Annotated in this window: 1 pseudogene; it reads left to right on the top strand. The window is 48.2% G+C overall.

The window, feature by feature from the left end:
- Window positions 1-185: pseudogene (locus M6G53_RS25380) on the top strand (hypothetical protein); the annotation flags it as partial.
- Between the last annotated feature and the right edge of the window lie 68 nt (window positions 186-253).

Here is a 253-nt window from a genome sequence, read left to right as displayed (position 1 = left end):
TGTCTCAACATCCCAAAACTCCCTATGCCGATAAATCGCCCGATGAACTGACCCCGGAAGAGATGCGGGAGGAAATCGCGTTCCTGCGTGCGCAGAATGACTACATAAAAAAGTTGAGAGCCTTGATTGTCAATACCGATCGAATTGTGACCCACCCTGCCAAAGTAAAACGGACCCACCCCTGATCGTGGTTACTCAGAAACTTCGGCTTGCGCCTGTTTCTTAAGTTGGCCACTTTTTAATTTGTCCTTCA

It is taken from the genome of Serratia nevei, assembly GCF_024160145.1.
GTDB lineage: Bacteria > Pseudomonadota > Gammaproteobacteria > Enterobacterales > Enterobacteriaceae > Serratia > Serratia nevei_A.
Note: the sequence above shows the minus strand (reverse complement) of the source record. Positions and strands in the feature narration are given on the sequence as shown.